The following is a 22,311-nucleotide window of genomic DNA, read 5'->3' on the forward strand; positions in this document are numbered from 1 at the left end:
AAAGCTCCAGTTTAAAATCAGGCTGTATTTTAGCAATTATCATCTATATATAGTGTTGATTTGTTTTCAGCTTTTAACAAACTCAAACCCATAAAAAAAGCCACATGACTGTGGCTTTTTTAATTCACTAATTAGTTCATTGCTGGTAATGGTGGCGGTGTCGATGGACCATCTTTTGGTGGTTCAAATGCAGCCACTGGGTTTTCAGCAACATATACTTTAGGCGGTTGTGGCTCACGACCTTCCATAATGTCACGGATTTGATCACGATCAATAGTTTCCCATTCCATCAAAGCTTTTACCATCGCATGTGCAATATCTTTATTACCTTCTAAGATATTACGTGCAACTTTATACTGCTCATCAAGAATACGACGTACTTCTTCATCAACTAACTGTTGAGTTGCTTCAGAAATCGTACGGCTTCCTACATTACCAAAGAAACCATTTTGGTTTTCATCTTCGTAAACCATTACACCCATTTTGTCAGACATACCGTACTTCGTAACCATTGCACGTGCCATTTTAGTAGCTCGCTCAAAGTCATTTGAAGCACCAGTAGATTGCTGTTGGATAAATACTTCTTCAGCAATACGACCACCAAACAAAATTGCAATTTCGTTTAGCATCTTGTCTTTATAGTGGCTAATTTGGTCTTGTTCAGGTAACTGCCAAGTTACACCTAAAGCCCAACCACGCGGCATAATTGTTACTTTATGAACAGGATCTGTACCCGGTAAAATTTCAGCAACAATCGCATGACCCGCTTCATGATAAGCAGTTGCACGACGCTCTTCTTCACGTAGAACCATCGATTTACGCTCTGGTCCCATGTAGATTTTGTCTTTTGCATCTTCAAAGTCATGCATGTCAACAGTGTTCTTATTACGGCGTGCAGCAAATAATGCAGCTTCGTTAACAAGGTTTGCCAACTGTGCACCAGAGAAACCTGGAGTACCACGAGATAGAACTTTAACATCCACACCCGTAACTGAAGGTAATTTTTTCAAATGTACATTCAGAATCTGCTCACGACCACGAATGTCAGGCAAACCTACCATTACTTGACGGTCAAAACGACCTGGACGTAATAATGCTTTATCCAAGACATCAACACGGTTAGTCGCAGCAATTACGATTACACCTTCGTTACCTTCAAAACCATCCATTTCTACAAGCATTTGGTTCAAGGTTTGTTCACGTTCATCATGACCACCACCTGTACCTGAACCACGGTGACGACCTACTGCATCAATCTCGTCAATAAAGATAATACAAGGCGCATGACGCTTCGCTTGCTCGAACATATCACGGACACGGGACGCACCCACACCCACGAACATTTCGACAAAGTCAGAACCTGAAATGCTGAAGAAAGGAACTTTAGCTTCACCAGCAATTGCTTTGGCTAATAACGTTTTACCAGTACCCGGAGGACCAACCATAAGTACGCCACGAGGAATGGTAGCGCCCAAACGTTTGAATTTTGCAGGGTCTTTTAAGAAATCTACAATTTCAACAACTTCTTGTTTTGCTTCATCACAGCCGGCAACGTCAGAAAAATTAACTTTGATTTGGTCTTCAGAAAGCATTTTTGCTTTCGACTTACCAAAACTCATCGGTCCATTTTTTCCGCCTGCACCACCACCCATGTTACGCATAAAGAACATGAATAACAGAATGATTAACAGTACAGGGAAACTAGCAATGAGAAGTTGCATCAAAATGCCTTGACGTTGAGGAGCTGTTCCCTCTACAACAACATTTTGCTTATTTAAGCTCGGCATAAGCTCAGTGTCTTCAACTTGCGGACGAACAGTTTCAAACTGTGATCCGTTAGTTTTTTCACCATTAATATTTAAACCGTCAATTGTGACTTGCTTAATTTGGCCAGCATTCACCGCTGCAACGAAATCTGAATATTTCATCGCAGTAGGCTTATTGCGGTCACTGATATTACTGAAAATTAAAATCAGAACACCCAGTATTATTAGCCACAATACGGCATTCTTGAAGTAATCGCTCAAAGCTTTATTCCCATATCGATCTAATTTGATCATGCCCAATCTTGGCTGATCGTCATAAAAACAGCAACTGTATTGCTTGCGGATAACCTAAAAGTACAAAATGCACAATTTTTAGGAGCTTGGCAAGTAAACTTTATTGCAATGCTTTCTTACGCCCTTGTCCAACCAAAAAAACTTCTTTAGAGCGCGCCCGAGAAGCTGCTGGTTTTGCTGTCTTTAACACATCAAAACTATCAACCACTTGTTTACGAAACTCATCGAATCCTGCGCCTTGGAACACTTTAACCACAAACTGTCCATTAGGTCCAAGAACCTTTTGAGCAAAATCTAAAGCCAGTTCACATAAGTAAATCTGTCTAGGTTGATCAACAGCCCTATTACCTGATGTATTGGGGGCCATATCAGAAATTACAATGTCTACTTGTCGCCCATTTAAAATATTTAACAATTTTTCAAATACAGCTTCTTCTCTAAAGTCGCCTTGTAAGAAAGTGACATCAGGCAAAGCATCCATCGGCAAAATATCGGAAGCAATCACTAAACCTTTGCTACCCACAAGTTTTCCAGCAATTTGAGACCAGCTACCAGGAGCTGCACCCAAATCGACTACCGTCATGCCTGGCTTGATCAACTTATATTTTTCTTGGATTTCAAGAAGTTTATATGCTGCTCGCGCACGATACCCTTCCTTTTGTGCTTTTTTTACAAAAGGATCGTCTAGATGTTCCCTCATCCACGCACGACTACTTTTCGACAATTTCTGGTTTGTAATGCGTGTTGCCATAACTCACTAAATATCAAAAAAACTTCTGATCGTTCATTGTACGTGAAAATTACTCTCATTACAGTACGGATGTAGCGTAATCTCACCAAGTTTTACAGTTTTTTTCCAATAATGTTGATCGATTATTTATACAGTTTTTCGTACATCTGAATTTAAGTTTTTTGCTATACTAAGTCGTTTTTAAAATCAGGTATTTTTAATGGCCGCTTTATCTATCCATGAACGTAAACGTTTACGTCAAATTGGTCATGTGCTTAATCCGGTTGTCATGATTGGTGGACAAGGCTTAACAGATGCTGTTATCGAAGAAACTCTTCGTGCTTTAAACGACCACGAACTTATCAAAGTTAAAGTTGCTGGTGAAGACCGTGAAGCACGTACTGCTGTAATTGATGCAATTGTAGAAGCGACTGGCGCAGAAGCTGTGCAAAAGATTGGTAAAATTGTTTTACTTTACAAAAAAGCAGCTAAGCAAAACCAGCATTTGTCTAATCTTGTTCGCCACGCTCATTTAGCAAACTAAGTTGATTTGACAAACTATGGCAAGTTACGAACTTTCAGCTTTTGATCGTTTTCATGCTGTTTCTGTTGTTGGCGCAATTGAACAGCAAGCACCGCACACCTTAAATGTCGGTTTTTGGATTCGTGATCCAAATCAACTCATTGTCTGGCCCCAAGAAGTCGCGGCTCATCCGCGTCAGGATTTTTTGTGGGAAGAAACTTGTTTCGAAATTTTTGTTGGCGTGCATGATGAAGATTATTATCGGGAAATTAACCTTTCCCCTTCTCAAGCATGGCAGTCTTATCAGTTTGAAGAATATCGCTATCCAGAAAGTATGCCTCCCCTTGCTGCTTATGATATCGAACTGAACCATCTCAAGCGTACTCATTATGGCTTAAATGTTAGTCTTGATTTGGGACAATTTATGCAACAGCATCGCTTGAAATGGGCAAACCTTTATTTAGGTTTAACTGCAGTTTTAAAAACCAAAGAAGGTATTCAGTACTATGCAATGCAGCATAGTGGAAAAAGTGCAGATTTCCATAATAAGCGTGACTGGTTACATCAGTTTTAAAAGTAAAAAAGCGAGAAATTAATTCTCGCTTTTTTATAGCTAGCTAAAAGCTAAGATCATTAGTTATCTCTTGCTTTATTCCAGGCTTCAACTGCATTATTTTTAGTACGCTTAATACTTTCACTTAAAGAATCTTTGTGCTTCAAAGAAATCTGGCTAATATCCCCTTTAAGTTCTTTACTGACTTTAGTCAAATCTTCGATAAGCGCATTAATTTCTGCTTTCAAAGCATTTTTAAGTTCAGATAATCCTTCTTGTGAGGTGCTAAACTGAGCTTTAATCACATCAAGACGTTGTAGAATATCTTGTTTAATTTGAATAAATTGATTTTGAATATTCTTGTTTAACTCATGAGTTTCAGCTTCAACTTTTTCTTGAGTTTCACTTAAAACTTCTTTGACCTGCTCTTGAGTTTCAGTGATAGCTTCTTTCACCTGAGTTTTCGCTTCTGTAGCACCTTCTTTAATCTGCTCAGTTTTCTCGGCAACACTTTCTTTTACTTGCGCAGTTTTAGCAGTTACTGTTCTTTTCGCTTTAGTTGTAGTAGCAGCTACGGTTTCTTTCACTTCATTCACCTCAGCTTTTACCGAATCAACTACTGCTTGAGCTTTCTCGCTCACATCTTTTGAAACTTGATCATTACTCATGCTATTTCCTCATATTGTTTATTTTTTAACTAGCAATACAATAAATCCAGTTCTAAAAATTCAGCCAGCAAATTGTTAGACAATTTATCAAAAGTAACTGATTCGGATGAGTGGATAATTTTTTTGTAAAAATCAAGCAATGATTTATGTTTTTTAGCAGAAAATAAATAGACTTTTTGAGGTTCCATGCGTATAATGCGCTGTTAAGTTACAAGCGAGCAGACCGATAGGGAGGGGCATGTTTTATCACAACATCGCCTATCTTTTTTGGGTCTACTCGCTTTTTTACAGCCGAAATTCAGGAGCTTTGGTTTGAGCACCCCCGCCATTTTAGCCCTCGCAGATGGAACGATCTTTAAAGGAACGTCAATCGGCGCAACGGGAAGTACGACTGGAGAAGTCGTTTTTAACACAGCCATGACAGGCTATCAAGAAATTTTGACTGACCCAAGTTATGCACAACAAATTGTGACATTAACTTACCCTCATATCGGAAACACTGGCTGCAACGCAGAAGACGTTGAATCTGGTCGTATCCATAAAGTATGGGCGAATGGTTTAATTATTCGTGACCTTCCTCTACTACACAGTAACTTCCGTGCTGAGCAGTCTTTGAGTGAATATTTGCAAGAACACAATGTTGTTGCAATCGCGGATATTGATACACGTAAATTAACACGTATTTTGCGTGACAAAGGTGCACAAAATGGTTGCATCCTTGCTGGCGAAAATATTACTGAAGAAGAAGCAATTGCCAAAGCTCGTGCTTTTGGTGGCTTAAACGGTTTAGACCTTGCAAAAGAATGTTGCGATCCAACTGGTTTTGAATGGTCTGAAGGTTCATGGACTCTAGGCCAAGGCTTCTCTCAACCTGAATTCAAATATCATGTAGTTGCATACGATTACGGTGTCAAAACCAACATCTTGCGTATGCTTGCAGACCGCGGTTGCAAATTAACCGTTGTACCTGCAGAAACTCCGGCTGAAAAAGTATTGGCACTTAATCCGGATGGCGTATTCCTTTCAAATGGCCCTGGCGATCCAGCTGCTTGTGATTATGCAATCGAAGCTGTAAAAACTATTGTTGAAACCACAACATTACCTGTATTTGGTATTTGCTTAGGCCACCAAATCTTGGCACTCGCTTCTGGTGCAAAAACTGTAAAAATGAATCATGGTCACCACGGTGCTAACCACCCTGTACAAAATCTTGAAGATGGTACAGTGATGATTACTTCACAAAACCATGGTTTCGCTGTAGATGCTGAAACTTTACCGGCTAACTTAAAAGCAACGCATAAATCATTGTTCGATGGCACCTTACAAGGGATTCACCGTACAGACAAACCAGCTTTCAGCTTCCAGGGTCACCCTGAAGCAAGCCCAGGTCCACATGATTGTGCCCCATTGTTCGATCATTTTATCGAACTTATCGAAGCATCTAAACAGTAATTAAGGAGCGAATAATGCCTAAACGTACGGATATTAAAAGCATCTTAATTATTGGTGCTGGCCCGATTGTGATTGGTCAGGCATGTGAGTTTGACTACTCAGGTGCTCAAGCGTGTAAAGCACTTCGTGAAGAAGGCTACCGTGTTATTTTGGTTAACTCTAACCCAGCAACCATTATGACAGACCCTTCAATGGCTGATGCAACTTATATTGAGCCAATTACTTGGCAAACAGTTGCACAGATTATTGAAAAAGAACGTCCAGATGCAGTATTGCCAACTATGGGTGGCCAAACTGCTTTGAACTGTGCTCTTGCACTTGATGAGCACGGCGTTCTTGAGAAATATAATGTTGAATTAATTGGTGCAACTAAAGACGCAATTGAGAAAGCCGAAGATCGTAAACTCTTCGATATCGCTATGCGTAAAATTGGCTTGGAATGTCCAAAAGCTGCCATTGCTGAAACAATGGAAGAAGCTTTAGAAATCCAGTCACGCTTTGGTTTCCCAGTAATTATCCGTCCATCATTCACAATGGGTGGTTCGGGTGGCGGTATTGCATATAACCGTGAAGAATTCCTTGAGATTTGTGAACGTGGTTTTGACCTCTCTCCTACTCACCAGTTATTGATCGATGAATCTTTAATTGGTTGGAAAGAATACGAAATGGAAGTTGTTCGTGACAAAAACGACAACTGTATTATCGTATGTGCCATCGAAAACTTCGACCCAATGGGCGTACACACTGGTGACTCAATTACTGTAGCACCAGCTCAAACATTAACTGACAAAGAATACCAATTGATGCGTAATGCTTCAGTTGCAGTTCTTCGTGAAATTGGTGTTGAAACAGGTGGTTCTAACGTCCAGTTCGGTATTAACCCGAAAGACGGACGTATGGTTGTGATCGAGATGAACCCACGTGTATCTCGTTCATCTGCGCTTGCTTCTAAAGCAACAGGTTTCCCGATTGCTAAAATCGCAGCAAAACTTGCTGTTGGTTATACCCTTGATGAATTGAAAAATGACATCACTGGTGGCATAACTCCTGCAAGCTTCGAACCATCAATTGACTACGTTGTAACGAAGATTCCTCGTTTTAACTTCGAGAAATTCCCGCAAGCTGAACCAGTTCTTACCACTCAGATGAAATCTGTTGGTGAAGTCATGGCAATTGGCCGTAACTTCCAAGAATCTGTACAAAAAGCATTACGTGGTCTTGAAGTTGGTGTAAGCGGTTTTGATGAAAAAATCGAAGCTGGTGCAACAAATGCAAAAGAAATTATTCTAAAAGAACTTAAAGTTCCGGGTCCTGAGCGTATCTGGTATGTAGCGGACGCTTTCCGTCATGGTTTCTCTTTAGATGAAGTTTTTGAAGCGACTAAGATTGACCGCTGGTTCCTTATCCAAATTCAAGACATCATTAAAACTGAAGCTCAAGTGAAAACTTTAGGTTTTGGTGACTTAAACGCTGACAACATCCGTTCGTTCAAGCGTAAAGGTTTATCTGACCTTCGTATTGCTCACCTCATGGGCATTTCGCAAAAGCAATTCCGTAAACAACGTTGGAACTTGGGTGTTTATCCAGTTTACAAACGCGTTGATACATGTGCAGCAGAGTTTGAATCTGGTACTGCATACATGTATTCAACTTACGATGAAGAATGTGAAGCAAATCCATCAAACCGCGACAAAATCATGGTCATTGGTGGTGGTCCAAACCGTATTGGTCAAGGTATCGAATTTGACTACTGCTGTGTACACGCTGCATTAGCTATGCGTGAAGACGGTTACGAAACAATCATGGTAAACTGTAACCCTGAAACTGTTTCTACCGACTATGACACATCTGACCGTCTATACTTCGAGCCTGTAACACTTGAAGATGTACTTGAAATCGTACGTACAGAGAAGCCTAAAGGCGTAATCGTACAGTACGGTGGTCAAACTCCGCTTAAATTGGCACGTGCTTTAGAAGAAGCAGGTACTCCTATTATCGGTACATCACCAGATGCGATTGACCGTGCTGAAGACCGTGAACGTTTCCAACAAATGATTCAACGTTTACAGCTTCGTCAACCAAACAACAGCATTGTAAAATCTGCTGAAGAAGGTATCTCTGAAGCTGCAAAAGTAGGTTATCCGCTTGTTGTTCGCCCATCTTATGTATTAGGTGGTCGTGCAATGGAAATCGTATATAACGAAGAAGAACTTAAACGTTACCTTCGTGAAGCAGTTCAGGCGTCTAACGAAGCCCCTGTTCTTCTTGACCGTTTCCTAGATGACGCAACTGAAGTTGATGTTGACTGTGTATCTGACGGTAAAGACGTTGTGATCGGCGGCATCATGCAGCATATTGAACAAGCTGGTATTCACTCAGGTGACTCTGCATGTTCGATTCCTCCTTATTCTTTATCAAAAGAAATTCAGGATGAAATGCGTCGTCAAACGATTGCGATGGCAAAAGAACTTGGCGTTGTTGGCTTGATGAACGTTCAGTTCGCTGTAAAAGGTGACGATATTTACGTTCTTGAAGTTAACCCACGTGCTTCACGTACAGTTCCATTCGTATCTAAGTGTATTGGTGATTCTTTAGCGAAAGTTGCTGCGCGTTGTATGGCAGGTCAATCTCTTGAGTCTCAAGGATTTACTAAAGAAATCATTCCAACTCACTTTGCTGTGAAGGAAGCCGTTTTCCCATTCGCTAAATTCCAAGGCGTAGACCCTATGCTTGGACCTGAGATGAAATCTACAGGTGAAGTGATGGGCGTAGGTAAAACATTTGGTGAAGCATTCTATAAAGCTGTTTTAGGCTCAAATGAACGCTTACCTGGTTTACCAACTGAAGGCGAAGTAAAACATGCTTTCTTATCAGTACGTGAATCTGACAAGAAATACATCGCTGATATCGCTAAGAAATTAGTTGAATATGGTTTCAAGCTTGTTGCAACAGGTGGTACTTACCAAGTGCTTAAAGAAGCAGGTTTAGAATGCGAATCTGTAAATAAAGTTACTGAAGGTCGTCCACATATTGTTGACCGCTTGAAAAATGGTGAAATACACCTTATTGTCAATACCACTGAAGGTAAACAGGCTCAATATGACTCTGCAATGATTCGTCGTGCTGCCCTACAAGGCAAAGTGTATTACACAACGACTATCAATGGCGCAGAAGCTGTTTGCCAAGCCTTTGCTGTGAAATTGCCAATGGATGTATACCGCTTGCAAGATTTAACTGTAGGTTAATTTTTTTACCGATAAGTCCCGTCACCTTATCGGTGGCGGGATTTTTTCATTTTTTTAACTGTGTTTTCTCAACTTAAGAGGGACCGAAATGCAACGTTATCCAATGACCCCTGAAGGTAAAATCGCCTTAGAGAAAGAATTACAACATCTGAAATCTGTTGAACGTCCACGTATTACTCAAGCAATTGCTGAAGCACGTGAACATGGGGACTTAAAAGAAAATGCAGAATACCATGCTGCTCGTGAACAGCAAGGTTTCTGTGAAGGACGCATCCAAGATATCGAAGGAAAATTGGGTGCTTCACAAGTCATCGATGTTAAGGACTTAGAACAAAACGGTCGTGTTGTATTCGGTGTTACGGTAACGATTGAAAACCTTGATACTGAAGAACGCAAGACTTATAAGATTGTTGGTGATGATGAAGCTGATTTTAAAATCAATAAAATCTCAGTGAACTCACCAATCGCACGTGGCCTTTTGAGCAAGAGTGAAGGTGATGAAGTAAAAATCGTTACTCCTCAAGGCGAAGTGGAATATGAAATCGTAAGTGTAGAATATCTTTAATTTATAAATAGATATACTTAAACTATAAAACCCCTCAATTGAGGGGTTTTTTATATTTCAGACAAATATTAAAAAAATTCACTAGGCATCTTTTAAAAAGCCTGATGCAAAGATTTTAAAAGCATTTAATGCTTCAGGAAGTACCTGTTCAGGATATTCACTAGAAGCCACCCATAATGCAGCGTTCATGGTAGCCCCATTTAAAAGCACTGCTGCCGCTTCTGGGTCTACAATTTTAATTTGTTCTGCTGTCAATAGCTGTTCAACACACTCACGGGTAGACTGCAGACATCTATTTTGACTTGGCCAATGCGCTGGATCGCCCAGCACTGCAGGTCCGTCACGTAACACAATACGCTGAAACTCAGGATTTAAAGCATTTTGAATATAGGTCTGCCCTTCAAGTAGCAATCCTTCCCAAAGATCATCAGGCTGCTCTAAATGCTGCTGGGCATATTCTGCCATCTGTGAATCAATTTGATCGACCACTGCAGCAAATAAACCACGCTTGTCACCAAAATGATGGTACAGCGCCCCACGGGTCAACCCTGCTTCTGCCGTGAGTTTATCCATTGAAGTATCTGTATAGCCATATTCAGCAAATGCACGACGTGCTACTTCAATCAGTTTCTTGCGGGTTTCCGCCATCTTTTGTTCACGAACAGACATGTATTTCACCAGCTAATCATCACAAAAAATTTTAATTGACATACGCCTCGTATGTCAATTATGTTTACATACGAGGCGTATGTGAAACCTGAGCGACATTTACTGATTGGTATTTAAATACTGAAGGAGAACAAACCTGATGAGAACTGCAATATTTCCTAAAGACCGCCATGCCTTATATGAACAGCATGGTTATTCAGCCGCAATTCAATCGAAAGATTTACTCTTTGTTTCAGGACAGGTTGGTAGCCTTGAAGATGGCTCACCTGTACCTGATTTTGAAAAACAGGTGATCCAAGCTTTTAAGAACTTAGCAGAGACACTGAAAGCAGCTGGTTGTACTTTCGATGATATTATTGATGTCACCACCTTTCATACCGATCCAGAACGGCAGTTTGAAAGCATTATGAAAGTTAAAAATCAGATCTTTACACAAAAGCCTTATCCTAATTGGACCGCTGTGGGCGTAACTTGGTTAGCAGGCTTTGATTTTGAGATTAAAGTTATTGCACGTATTCCTCATAATAATTAGTTCAAATTAGCACGCGCTTTAACATTCGATTCACTGGCTGGGCTGAGATTATGGGTTCAGCTTGAATCGCAATTCGGTATAATGGCGTATTCTCTTTTTTATATTTCCCTTATGGCTGAAAAGTTAATTGGCTCCCCTGTTCGTCATTGGTGCGAATTTGAGTTTATTTCCAAAACTGTGAGAAATCCAAATATCCATATTAAAGGAAATTATTCTTACTATTCGGCCTATTGGGATCAAGGCTTTGAGCGTTGTGTAGTACGTTATTTACATGACAAGCCCTCTACTCCAGACAAGCCAATTGACCAACTTTATATTGGCAATTTTGTTTGTTTTGGCGCTGAGTGTGTAATCATGATGGGTGGTAATCAGCTTCATAGACCCGACTGGATTTCAACTTTTCCTTTTGATACTCATAGTTTTTTGGCGGCTGGTGATACTATTATTGCTGATGGCTGCTGGATTGGTAGCCGTGCAATGATTATGCAAGGTGTCAAACTAGGTGAAGGCGCAGTGGTCGCCACTGGAGCCGTAGTAACTAAAGATGTTCCTCCCTATGCAATTATAGGTGGAGTGCCTGCGAAAATTATTAAATATCGCTTTCCTCAAGAACAAATCGACAAACTACTTGCTTTAAAACTTTATGATTTAGATGAGAAGCAAATTTTGAAAATACGTGAATATCTTCAAACTGATGATATTGATGCTTTATCTACACATATAGAAAATTTGCGCAATTTATAAAAATTTATCTAAAAAATTTGTTGTTATAAAATCACAAATGATTACGTGCTTGAATTTAAATCGTCAAAAAATAAGTATAAAGTATTAATAAATAAGCATCATTACAATAAGGAAAATACTCATGTTATATCAACATATTTTGGTACCAATTGACGGTTCTGAAACTTCTATGGTCGCCATGAAAGAGGCCATTAAGCTGGGAAAAGCGTTAAATAGTAAAATTACAGTTGTACAAGTGATGGCACTTGACCCATTTATTGCTGATGTCTACGTAAAAACTGGCCAAACTAATGAGTTGATTGAACGTACAAGAACTTATTTGCTCGACATTTTAGAAAAAGCAAAACAAGAATTTGCCAACGAAGGCATTACTGTTGAAGCCAAACTGTTAGAAGGGTTTGTTGTACATGAGGAAATCATTCAAGCTGCTCAAGACTTAAATGCAGATCTGATTGTCATGGGTTCTCATGGCCGCACGGGAGTCCGAAAACTCGTGTTGGGAAGTGTTGCACAAAAAGTTTTAGGGGAAAGCCATATTCCCGTGTTAATTGTTCGCTAAAGTGAGACGCCTGTCTGGCTAAAGTGAGCTAGATAGGCTTCTATTTCTTAAAAGGCATAACCTCTTCACGCGATTGCTCAACCGTTATTGTTTTTTTACTTTTGAAAGCTTCCCAAGAATAATTTTTATAATTTAATTGCCATAAATAATATGGTTGTCCCACATCTTTAAATTGAATGTTTAGTATCATCCATGCCTCATCATGACAATGGGGCGATTTTTTATAATCTTGTTCTGAAAAACATGCTCGAATCATTTCTCGTGAAGAAAAAGCAATATCTTTTAGTGCAACTTGATACTCCCCATGAGGTTTGAGCTTAATGAAGTCAGCATTTTCTTCAAAACGCCCTCCTCCTGAGTAACCCGTAAACCATCTATTAACTACTGCGATTGCATACCCATTTTTATTTAATGGATATAAAGCTGGAAAGATTTGTAATCCATCTGGTGCCAAATCATCGGTGTGAGGCTCTTTATTATGATGTTGATAATCTTTAAAGTCCCATTGATCAACTACTTTATATTGATTATTTTGCTTCTTAACCTGAACAATTTGTGGACTTTCATCTATTAGGTAATAAATCGAATCTTGCGTATTTTTTCCCTTCCACAGGATAGCTTCACCACTGCATTTCTGTCTCAGTTGTTTGCATATCAAATCTATGTCTTGCTGAGAAGCCTTTATATTTGCAAAAGGTTGAGTTGAAATATCCTTTTCAGCATAACTCACCTGCGCCATCAAACTTAAAAGTAATATTGCTCCGCTACACCATTTATTATTCTTTTGCATGTGTATTTACTCTCTAACATAAATATTAAGGCTGCCAAGCAAACTGCTTTAAGTCAACTTTACCATTTAACAAATAAATACCTTCAGCTTCCAATTTTAATTGCTGAATATTTTCACCTCTTTCATTAAACTTACTTAGGCTAATTTTGCCTTGAGAATTAATCACACGATACCAAGGAACTTGATGATCAGCTTCAAGATGTTTCAAAACATAGCCCACTAATCTTGCATGTTTTGGTAATCCTGCCATACGAGCCACTTGTCCATAGGTTGCAACTTTTCCGTAAGGAATCAAAGCAATGACTTCTAAAATTTGCCGATGTAGTTCATACTGAGTTGTCAAAGTGGACTCCATAAAAATTGACATCATTCATATCATATAAAAAATTTTGAACAAAACTAAATGCAATCCAAGGTGGGCTTGAGGGAAATCTGCATGAAAAAAACATTACTGGTGATTACTGGCACTTTACTATGCGTTTCTTGTACTACACGCCCTCCTCTTCCTTTAGGAGAAACACCTAAAGTCTCTACAGATGGCCGCCCTATTATTCCAGTCACTTTTGTTTTTACAACCAACTCTCCAGAAGCTACAAAGTTTGATAATTATCAACAGATGCGTAAGGAAATTAAAATATTAAATAAATACTATGTAGATGATAAAAATCATAAAATTTTTAAATTTAAATTACATCGTTATATTCCTTATGAAGAGTTTTCAAAATTACATTGTGATTTAAAACAACAGATTAATCAGCCCTACCCAATTACGATTGAAACCATTCCTGCCAGTGTAAATACGTGTTTTCCGAAACGAACTGCAAGTAAAGAAGTGATTGTTTTTATTTATGATGCCTACTCAACGAAATGGAAATTTGAAGATGTAACAAGTAGAGCTTTTCGTAATAATGGCAAACCCTTTATTTTATTAGACTGGAACCGACTCAATTATAATATTCAGGCTGGTAGCGTACATGAAATGGGACATGTGTTTGGACTAAAACATGTTTGTGCACCAAAAGCTACAAAACGTACCCCAACCAACATCATGGCAAGCGCCGAATGTAAATTAGGAAGTGGTGGCTTAAGAAATTTAGGATTTACGCCAGTACAACTTCAAACTATTTTATCGACATACAAACAATATCCCTAAAATTTAATTTCAATATATGCTCCTAAATTATCTTGGGTAGCTATGTAATTTTCAGGGGTTAGTAAAGATGTCATGTAGGTACTAGCCTTTAAGAAATCTTCAACATTGACTGGATACGGCTGCCAAAATGTTTTCAAATTATTGGTGTAAATTGGATAAAGACGAAGTAAGTCTTTTGACAAATCTAACCTTGCTATACAACCAAATGGTAAAGCATTGTGTTTTTCATATTCGCCATTGCTATTAAACACAGCATTGCCAATACCAAACACGACTGGCTTTTGGTTGATGATCTGGACAGGTTGAATAGTATGAGCACCATGACCAATGATCAGGTCAGCGCCAGCTTGGGTTAGAATCGTAGCAAGCTTATTCTGCTCTTTTGTAATATGCTTAAAGTCGACACCCCAATGGCAAATAACAATAATTTTATGTTCAGGATGAGTCAGCCTATAGCGACCTATTTGTTCAAGCAAAACACCATTTAAACACGCGACCCCACTCTTATGACCTAAAGCATAAAAATCATAATCGAGATAGGCAGTATCTCTGTGCCAGTATCCGTTAAAAATAGCATAGCGCTTATTTTCAAAAGAGAGCTCAAAGTAGTTATGAGCATCTTTTTGGTTTACACCAGCACCAATATAAGAAATGTTAGCCTGATCCAATTGTTGTAATGTATAGGTCAGCCCGCGATCCCCATAATCTTTTAGATGGTTGTTTGCCAACACCACATGATTAAGGTGAATATTTTTGAATGCTGCTAATGTTTGTTCAGCATCAGCTTTAAGAATAAAAGGCTTTTTATGATCTAAAGGAGATTGGTTTTCTAAAGAAAATACCGCTTCAAAGTTAGCAATATTTAAGTCATGTTCACCTAAAAAAGTTTTTAATTTTTCAAATGAATGGTTATATCCATATTGTTGCAGGCTATCTGTTTGCCTTCTAGCCTTACGTTTTTCAGTGTAGATTTCCCCAAAGTAGGTATCGCCTAGAATGTTAATAATGCCACTTGGAGCTGAGCAAACTTTAGGTCTTACAGTTTGTGCTTGAAAACAATGATAATAAGGAATCAAGTGCTCTGCACGATGAATATCATCTAAGAAAAGAAAGAAACCAATCGTTTGGTTTTCTTCAAAGAACGTCAGATAAATTTTTCTAAAAGAATTTGTAAGATATAAGACCTCTACTACATTCTGTGCCATTAATGAGGTCTGAGGAAGATAGGACTTTCCTTGAAAATTCAGCTCTTTTATAAAGAATAGTTTTTTTATTTCATTGGGATAGCTATAAATTTTTCTGAGTAATAGAAACAAATGTTTTAGCTGATTTTGAGTAGCTTCATTTTTTAAAGCTAAGTTATAGGTAGCGGCTCTTTTAGAGAAAATTAAATAAGCTTGCTCATTTGTACCGCAAAGCATACTACTTAAAGCTTCTTTTACATCTACTGCTTGAGTAAAAATTAAGAACTGCAATAACTCGGTAAATGTATAGCTTTCAGAAGCTTTTAAACCTAAATTTTGCTGTCCAATGTGCTTACTCATATCTTGTGGCACAACATAGACATCTTGAGCCTGCACTTTTTTTTGTTGAAATTGTTCTAGTGCATAGTCGATTAGCAGTAATGTTGAAATATCATCGTCAAATTCGAATTGCCATATAGCTTCATCAAAATTTGTAGTATCGATATGAGTTAATAATTTGATTTCAACGGGTTGATACTTCATGACTCATCACCTTTGTAATCTTTTACGTAAGCGATATAACCTGATAAGTTATGCTCTTGGTCATCAATCCGTACTCGAAAACGATCATGGCGAATATAAAATGCATGTAAAATTTTATCTGGTCGCGCCATATACATCGCCATTTCCGGATAAAAAAAGCCTGTCGTTTGAAAATCAGCTCTAAATTCAATTAATTTTTGAAGCTCAGGCATATACGCCTGCTCAAAAAGTGCTGTACGTCCCTGCTCTTTTAAGCGGCTTACCATTTTATAAGCAGCCATTAACATTTCTAGTAAAGTCGCATAAGTCGTTTTTCGATTACGAATAAAAATAAAATGTTTTAAATAATTATTTAAACCAAAAATAAAATATTTATCTTCAGGGCATATTTTAGTGAGCTCATTTGTACAATAACTTAACCAATGATCATGGTATTTTTCATATCTCTTATCAATAAAACATTCAAACATTAATTTAACAGTTTCTAATAATCTAGAATCTTGGTTGATTTGATATAACCTTAATAAAGCTAAAGCAGCTTCACCATCATAATAAATAATTCTGAATTTTTCTTTTAAATCATAATCTGGATAATTTAATACATGAGTTGTTGAGCCATTTGAATCGACTAATTTTAAAATACCATTTGCAAGTTTCTCTGCATATTTTTGATAATTAGTTTTTTGAGTAATTTCTTGATATTTAGTTAACATTAAAATAGCAGCCGCATTGGCACCTAATTTAATTTCAAATTCCCCTTCTTTACCATCAATCATGAAAGCAGTTTCTGAGTCTTTTTCTTTATAAAAGTTGGTCAGTGAATATTGGATAGCAGCATGTATCTTGGGCCAATATTCTGGTTTGCTCTGCACTTCAAATGTTTCCAGCAACGCATACACCGAGGTACAGTGGCGTACCGTATTGTAGTTACGAATATCTCGATCATAGGCAGAAAAATAGCCATAGATAAATTTGCCATTTTCTTGAATTTGATCATGCAAAAATGCCGAATTTTTTTCAATTAACGACTGAAAATGCTGTTTCTTATTGCTCGAAATCGCCCTAATACCATTCGCATCATAACCGCTCGCTAAATTAATGAATTGCCCATTTTCATAAAATGCTGCGTAGGTATCAAAAGTCCAAATGTCTTGTAGCTCTTGTAGTTTAATCTGTGGTTTAGTCGCGTTATATTTTTGCTTAATTGCATAATTTAGGTTTGTTTCATCAAAAAAGTTGGGTTTGTCATAGCTCAAACCTCGAATAATTGCCTTTCCATAAATCTCTTGCTCCAGAAAAGCCACTGAACATTGTTCATCAAACCCAATACCTTTACGGTAGTGGTTATTGTGAAATTGATGATGGACTTGCTGCTCTACTACTTTCCAAGCTTGTTTCGTTAAATTATATGCAACATCAATTTTTATATAATCAACAAGTGACTCATGTGCAAACTGGTCATTAATGAAGGCTAATAATTGTATTTTTGCTTGTGAAAAGCTTGTTTTTTCACTATGCCAGACATTACATCTTTGGTCTTTAGGCCCATAAGATATAAATAAAATCGTCTTCTTTTGAAGATCTGAAACATGGGGAGCGATATGTTCTAACCAAAGGTTCAGTTGTCTTTGGAAGTTTAAAAATGCCGTCACTCGAAATCAGTCCCTATCCGTTGTTTGTTGTTCTATAAAGTTTTCAATGCATCATAACATGAACATATAAAAAGCTAAGTTAACGTATTGTTTAAACATAAAAAAAGAGCCCGAAGGCTCTTTTTTTCTATAACTCGATTGTCAGATTAGAAAATGATTTGACCATTGTTGATCAAGTCATTCAATGTGACTGGACCAGTAAGGTTAGTCAATTGAAGCAATGGTGTTTCAGTGTAAGTACCTTCTACAAGTAATCCACCATCACGGTCTACGCTGATTGTCGCAGTTTGAGTACCAGCATCGTAGCTTACTGACACATATTGACCGATTGTTAAGTTAGTTTGAGAACCAATTAACAAGTTACTTAAGTCAATCTTATCAGCCTGATCATCCGTTGCAGTATTACCCACATGGAAGTCAGTCCATACATCTACACCACCAGCTGTTGTGTTACCACCAGTTGCATTAGTTACGCTTGCAGCCGTTAATGTGTTGTAGATCAAGGTATCAGAGCCATTACCAAGAGCAAATGTATCATTTGCTGCAGTACTTACTGCAAGGCTATTCAACTCTTGACTCAAGTTAATCGTCAATGTAGAGGCATATTCACTACCATCGATCACTGAAACTAACTTGTAATCAATCACATCAACTGTCGCATTTGCAGCGCTGTCTAATGGTTTGTAGAAGTAAGAGCCATCATTGTATAGATACAATGTACCTTCACCTGTATTCACTCCTTGACCAGCAGCTAGTTCATAAGTGCCAGTTGTTGAGTTCATTACATAGAGCTGAGTACCTTCTACGACATCATTAGTAAGGACATTTCCAGTAATCCAGTCTGTTTGACCATCTGGTGTGTATTGGTCTAGATGAGTCGCTGTAGTTGTCACTACAGAGTCTAGAGTTACAGTACCTAGAGAAATCAGACTTGATAAGCTGAATACTACACGGTAAGTCCCTTCTGACAAATGAGGTACATCTGCTGAGTATGCCGGAGCACCCAACACACCTGCCAATGCTGTTGCAGAACCAGAGTATGCTGTATTTACCCATGTTCCACCAACCAATTGCTGAATTGTATATCCAGTCGTTGGAAGAGCCGACAAGCTTAACGATGCAGTGTAGTTCAACTGTACATGTACATCACTTACTGTATTTGCAGCTATTGTAAACTGGCTAGAGGTTACTGTACTGCTTAACACAGGTAGTGGTGGGAAGCCAGCTAGGTTACCGATAGTCACGTTACCGCTCGCAACATCCACAACTGGATCTACCACTGGTTCCATACTGATTGTTGCATCATCTGTATCAGCTGTTACAGATGGTGTTGGAAGAGTAGCATCTGCCGAAGGATCTGCTGTATTCCAAGTGACATCAACATCTGGCGAACCAACTTGAACATGTAATGTAGCGGTATCAGTTCTGCCAGTCACTGGATCTGTCACTGTGTAAGTGAAGCTATCAACTTTACCTACATTCGCCATATCCGCAGTTGCTTGATAGCTATAAGTACCATCTGCATTAATAGTCAGAGTTCCATATACGCCTACAACCGTTGCAGGAGTACCCGCTACAACTGTAGTTGTATTACCATTTTCAGCTGTAACAGCAGTTACTACTGAAGTTGTTGTAATGTAGTCCGGCACATAGTTTGTACCGTAAACCGCAGAGTTATCATCAGCAAGTACATTACCAGTTACAGGGTCAACAACTAGTACAGGTGGTTGAGTGATATCACCATGATTCAACGTGATATCCGCAGTAACACTACCTAGAGCTGTAAGAAGTGTGTTGCTTTCCATGAATAACTCATAAGTACCGGCACTTAAGTTATCAATCTTGAATTGAACTTCAGAACCAAAGATACCTAACAAGTCAATCACACCAGTATCAGAACTATCCGCAACTACAGTACGAGTGCCATCTGGATTTAATCGTGTTAATACCACATGTAAACCGTCGACAACCGTAGCAACCGAACCAAAGTTCACTGCAATAATGGCGTCAGTCAGATTACCTGGATCAACTGTAAATGTCGCTGTACCTTCTTTAGCTCCGATAACAATACCACCCACACCGAGTAACCAGTTATAGCTAATCGCGTTATCAAGTACCTCAGTGGTTACAGGATAAACCATGTCTATTTCAGCTGAAGCAACGTTATCCATCGCATCTACTGGAAGCGGACTAGTAATTACAGCTGGTTGAGATGGATCTGCATCGTTCCAAGTCATATCTACACTGTCACTATCGAGACGAACGTAAAGTGTTGCCTCAGAAGTGTTACCTGTTACAGGATCAAGCAAGGTGTAGGTAAATTGATCTACCTGACCTAGGTTTGCTCCGTCTACAGTTGGGGTATAAGTGTAGTTACCATCTTGGTCGATCACCAATGTACCGTATGTACCAGTGATTGTTGCACCAGCAACTGCATCAACCGCAACACCATTCACTTGAGAGATCACAGCACTGCTGCTTGCTGCATCAACTTCACCAGTGAGGCTCGCATCTTTGATGACATTGCCAGAGATCGGTTCAACAGAGTAACTAGCCACGATGTATGGATTGTAGACATCCATCGTACCAGTTAATGTTCCGCCTAAACCTACACCGACTAAACCTTCATATCCAATGAATGCACGGTACTGACCAGCATCCAATCCTTCAAGTACAGCTGTTGGTGTTCCACCGATAAGTGATAGATCGATGAGTGATGCTTCTGGGTTAGTACCACCAATCGATACCCATTGGCCTGTTACTTCATCAAATTTCTGAACAACAATCGCATAATTACTGAGTAAATCTGCTGTGATTAAGGCATCGAAAGTAAACGTTGCTGTGCCTTCACGGTTTGGATCAACAGTAAACTCAATTGCATCGTTACCAAGCAATTGTAAATCCAGACCAGCTAACGATACAGCTACAAGATAGCTCGCACTACCTAACGCAACATCATCTGCAACAAGCAACGGTTCTGGGTTGATCTCTGCAGTTACAACATTATCCACTGCTTTCACAGAGCTCAATTGAATATTGAGGTTTGCTTGAGCCGTATCACCAGTTACAGGATCAGTTAATGTGTAGACAAATACATCTGTTTGACCTACACCTGCTGCACTTGCAGTAGGGGTATAAGTGTATGTACCGTCTGGATCGATTACCAAAGTACCGTACAACCCGTTGATCACAGTATCTAGCGCTGTAACAGGCTGACCATTTACTGCTGTAACTACAGTCGTAGCGGTTACAACGTCTGTTTCGCCACTGGTATTGATATCAGTAATCACATTCCCATCAGCAACTTCGGTATAGTATCCACCTACTTGTGTTGTGTCATAAACATCCATTGTGCCTGTTAAGGTACCCAGTAAACCGATACCTAGAAGACCGTTGTAAGTCATGAATGCACGGTATTGTCCTTCTTCTAGACCTTCAAGAACCACACCAGGAGTTGAACCTAGTAAAGTAAGATCAAGAATATCTGCTTGGCCACCACCATAGACCGAAGTCCATTGGCCTGTTACTGGGTCAAGTTTCTGAACTACTAGAGAGTAATCAGATAATGCATCTACTCCAATTAAAGCGCTGTAAGTAAAGGTCGCATTGCCTTCTTGACCAGCACCCACTGTAAAGCCGATTGACTCTGACCCTAACTGCAAATCAAGTCCAGCAAGCGATACAAGTGCTAGATAAGTGTTGCTTCCTAGTGCTGCATCATCTTGTACAAGCAATGGTTGAGGTGCAAGTACTGCTGTATCAGTGTTATCGAAAGCAATGATAGAACTTGCAAGAGTATAAGTTTGCGTATCTTGAAGTGTACTAGCGTTTCCTGCGAGGTCTGTGAATGTCGCAGTAGCATCAACAGTTAAGTCTGAATCTGCTGCAAGACCACTACCAGCTACATCAACTGTCCAAGTACCTGCTACGGCATCAACTGTGGCTGTATAGTCAACACCATTTACAGTAACCACAACACCTGTTGTTACTGCATCTGTAGGGATGTTGGTCAATATACCTGTTAAGGTCACTGCTCCACCAGCTTCTGTCGCATCCAAGATGTTATCAGCAGTAACTGGGTCAATTGCTAACACAGCTGTAGTGATATCAGGTGGAGTAACATCTAGAGTTACCGTTACATCTGCATCTGCAACATCTACGTTACCTTGTGCATCTACAGCCTCAGCATGAATCACAATCTGACCAGTCACAGGATCTGCTGCTGTTGCGGCAAGAGTCGCTGTAATGAAGCCGTTTGCAAGGTCAGCTGCTGTCACGGTGTAGTTAGTACCGTTAACATTCACCACCGTGCCATCGATTGCATCAGGTCCCAACGCCACTTGTGCATTGAAGGTGCCGTCTGTGCCTAGCTCGTCTGCATTCAAGATACCGTCGCCATTTAAGTCTTCAGGAATCGTGATCGCACCGATCAGGTCTGCAGGCAAGGTATCTACAGTCACGGTGATATCTGCATCAGCAACATCAAGGTTACCTTGTGCATCCACTGCTTCTGCATGGATGGTCACAGGGCCTTCGCCTGTTACAGGAATCGCTGCAGTGATGAAGCCGTTTGCAAGGTCAGCTGCTGTCACGGTGTAGTTGGTACCGTTGATATTCACTACTGTGCCGTCAAGCGCATCTGGTCCCAACGCCACTTGTGCATTGAAGGTGCCGTCTGTGCCTAGCTCG

General features: G+C 39.4%; 19 protein-coding genes. 9 read left to right on the top strand and 10 right to left on the bottom strand.

The genetic code is table 11. The features are described 5' to 3' along the window. Positions 1-131: 131 nt before the first annotated feature. Together ftsH and rlmE are read right to left on the bottom strand one after the other, a co-directional pair. Positions 132-2,027 (bottom strand): ATP-dependent zinc metalloprotease FtsH, encoded by a 1,896-nt coding sequence (gene ftsH / locus B806_RS0107445; RefSeq protein ID WP_005803954.1) that lies wholly within the window; start codon positions 2,025-2,027, stop codon positions 132-134. 133 nt (positions 2,028-2,160) lie between these two features. Then, a complete protein-coding gene (gene rlmE, locus B806_RS0107450) occupies positions 2,161-2,811 on the bottom strand; it encodes a 23S rRNA (uridine(2552)-2'-O)-methyltransferase RlmE (RefSeq protein WP_000235573.1) in 651 nt (216 codons plus the stop codon). Positions 2,812-3,010: 199 nt separating this feature from the next. Here rlmE and yhbY point away from each other — a divergent pair, with 199 nt between their 5' ends. Together yhbY and B806_RS0107460 are read left to right on the top strand one after the other, a co-directional pair. Next, a complete protein-coding gene (gene yhbY, locus B806_RS0107455) occupies positions 3,011-3,334 on the top strand; it encodes a ribosome assembly RNA-binding protein YhbY (RefSeq protein ID WP_002115576.1) in 324 nt (107 codons plus the stop codon). 16 nt (positions 3,335-3,350) lie between these two features. After that, positions 3,351-3,887 carry a DOMON-like domain-containing protein gene (locus B806_RS0107460; RefSeq protein WP_017385771.1) on the top strand — a complete coding sequence of 179 codons (537 nt, stop codon included), beginning with the start codon at positions 3,351-3,353 and terminating at the stop codon, positions 3,885-3,887. 59 nt (positions 3,888-3,946) lie between these two features. On the opposite strand, the gene B806_RS0107465 is transcribed toward B806_RS0107460, so the two are convergent. Next, on the bottom strand, positions 3,947-4,534 hold the full coding sequence (locus tag B806_RS0107465; protein WP_017402806.1) for a hypothetical protein: 588 nt from the start codon (positions 4,532-4,534) through the stop codon (positions 3,947-3,949). A gap of 29 nt (positions 4,535-4,563) precedes the next feature. After that, on the bottom strand, positions 4,564-4,722 hold the full coding sequence (locus tag B806_RS19350; RefSeq protein ID WP_079381157.1) for a hypothetical protein: 159 nt from the start codon (positions 4,720-4,722) through the stop codon (positions 4,564-4,566). 124 nt (positions 4,723-4,846) lie between these two features. On the opposite strand from B806_RS19350, the gene carA reads away from it, so the two are divergent. The 3 genes from carA (at position 4,847) to greA (ending at position 9,796) form a co-directional block, all read left to right on the top strand. Beyond that, on the top strand, positions 4,847-5,986 hold the full coding sequence (gene carA, locus B806_RS0107470) for a glutamine-hydrolyzing carbamoyl-phosphate synthase small subunit (protein ID WP_017402807.1): 1,140 nt from the start codon (positions 4,847-4,849) through the stop codon (positions 5,984-5,986). A 14-nt stretch (positions 5,987-6,000) separates the two neighbouring features. Further along, a complete protein-coding gene (gene carB / locus B806_RS0107475) occupies positions 6,001-9,231 on the top strand; it encodes a carbamoyl-phosphate synthase large subunit (protein WP_002115574.1) in 3,231 nt (1,076 codons plus the stop codon). A gap of 88 nt (positions 9,232-9,319) precedes the next feature. Beyond that, positions 9,320-9,796, top strand: a complete 477-nt coding sequence (gene greA, locus B806_RS0107480) for a transcription elongation factor GreA (RefSeq protein ID WP_002115570.1) — start codon at positions 9,320-9,322, stop codon at positions 9,794-9,796. 81 nt (positions 9,797-9,877) lie between these two features. Here greA and B806_RS0107485 read toward each other — a convergent pair whose 3' ends face one another. Then, positions 9,878-10,465 carry a TetR/AcrR family transcriptional regulator gene (locus B806_RS0107485; protein ID WP_017385769.1) on the bottom strand — a complete coding sequence of 196 codons (588 nt, stop codon included), beginning with the start codon at positions 10,463-10,465 and terminating at the stop codon, positions 9,878-9,880. A 139-nt stretch (positions 10,466-10,604) separates the two neighbouring features. Here B806_RS0107485 and B806_RS0107490 point away from each other — a divergent pair, with 139 nt between their 5' ends. The 3 genes from B806_RS0107490 (at position 10,605) to B806_RS0107500 (ending at position 12,300) form a co-directional block, all read left to right on the top strand. Continuing rightward, positions 10,605-10,997, top strand: a complete 393-nt coding sequence (locus tag B806_RS0107490; RefSeq protein ID WP_005067589.1) for a RidA family protein — start codon at positions 10,605-10,607, stop codon at positions 10,995-10,997. 111 nt (positions 10,998-11,108) lie between these two features. Continuing rightward, positions 11,109-11,741 carry a CatB-related O-acetyltransferase gene (locus tag B806_RS0107495; RefSeq protein WP_017385768.1) on the top strand — a complete coding sequence of 211 codons (633 nt, stop codon included), beginning with the start codon at positions 11,109-11,111 and terminating at the stop codon, positions 11,739-11,741. Between the two features lie 121 nt (positions 11,742-11,862). Then, positions 11,863-12,300, top strand: a complete 438-nt coding sequence (locus B806_RS0107500; protein WP_017385767.1) for a universal stress protein — start codon at positions 11,863-11,865, stop codon at positions 12,298-12,300. Positions 12,301-12,340: 40 nt separating this feature from the next. On the opposite strand, the gene B806_RS0107505 is transcribed toward B806_RS0107500, so the two are convergent. Continuing rightward, a complete protein-coding gene (locus B806_RS0107505) occupies positions 12,341-13,090 on the bottom strand; it encodes a hypothetical protein (protein WP_017385766.1) in 750 nt (249 codons plus the stop codon). A gap of 25 nt (positions 13,091-13,115) precedes the next feature. Next, positions 13,116-13,445 (bottom strand): MGMT family protein, encoded by a 330-nt coding sequence (locus tag B806_RS0107510; protein WP_079381158.1) that lies wholly within the window; start codon positions 13,443-13,445, stop codon positions 13,116-13,118. Between the two features lie 81 nt (positions 13,446-13,526). Between B806_RS0107510 and B806_RS0107515 the strand changes: the two genes are divergently transcribed. Continuing rightward, positions 13,527-14,243 carry a metalloprotease gene (locus B806_RS0107515; protein WP_017385764.1) on the top strand — a complete coding sequence of 239 codons (717 nt, stop codon included), beginning with the start codon at positions 13,527-13,529 and terminating at the stop codon, positions 14,241-14,243. Here B806_RS0107515 and B806_RS0107520 read toward each other — a convergent pair. The 3 genes from B806_RS0107520 to B806_RS0107530 form a co-directional block, all read right to left on the bottom strand. After that, positions 14,240-15,970, bottom strand: coding sequence for a CapA family protein (locus B806_RS0107520; protein ID WP_017385763.1), 1,731 nt, complete (start codon positions 15,968-15,970; stop codon positions 14,240-14,242). The genes B806_RS0107515 and B806_RS0107520 overlap by 4 nt on opposite strands. Beyond that, the gene (locus B806_RS0107525) at positions 15,967-17,622 is read right to left on the bottom strand and encodes a poly alpha-glucosyltransferase (protein ID WP_017402808.1); all 1,656 of its coding nucleotides are present in this window, start codon (positions 17,620-17,622) and stop codon (positions 15,967-15,969) included. Before B806_RS0107525 ends, B806_RS0107520 begins: the two co-directional genes overlap by 4 nt. Positions 17,623-17,768: 146 nt before the next feature. After that, positions 17,769-22,311: BapA/Bap/LapF family large adhesin (locus B806_RS0107530; protein ID WP_017402809.1), on the bottom strand; the 4,543-nt coding region annotated here is incomplete at its 5' end.

Source organism: Acinetobacter sp. TG2027, from assembly GCF_000302435.1.
Lineage (GTDB): Bacteria > Pseudomonadota > Gammaproteobacteria > Pseudomonadales > Moraxellaceae > Acinetobacter > Acinetobacter pittii.